The sequence below is a fragment of the Stenotrophomonas sp. SrG genome (genome assembly GCF_050031795.1).
In the GTDB taxonomy this organism is placed as follows: domain Bacteria; phylum Pseudomonadota; class Gammaproteobacteria; order Xanthomonadales; family Xanthomonadaceae; genus Stenotrophomonas; species Stenotrophomonas rhizophila_A.
The window spans coordinates 1-247 of the sequence record NZ_JBNBBE010000723.1 but is presented as its reverse complement, the minus strand read 5'-3'; the positions used below and the strand labels follow the sequence as shown (position 1 = coordinate 247).

Below are 247 nucleotides of genomic sequence, written 5' to 3'. Positions count from 1 at the left end.
CAGCTTCGACCGCAGCATTTCGACGGAAAGTGTGCGCTCGACAAAGTTCGGCTCCGATGTGCTCGACGGAAAGATATCCAGCATGGCCCTGCAACTGGACAATTACATCGAGCTGTTCTCTTCCAACAACCAGGCCGACCTGGCATGCACCCATCAGGTCATGCATGACCTGAAGTTCAACATGGGTGAAGGCCAGGGCGCGGCGTGCCCCAACGACACGGCCAGGTCCGCCCTCTGGCACCGCCCG

At 59.9% G+C, this 247-nt stretch carries 1 protein-coding gene; it reads left to right on the top strand.

Annotated features, from left to right (window positions below; translation table 11 throughout):
* On the top strand, positions 1-247 hold a 247-nt coding region (locus ACQG3P_RS21480; protein WP_426806186.1), incomplete at both ends, for a hypothetical protein.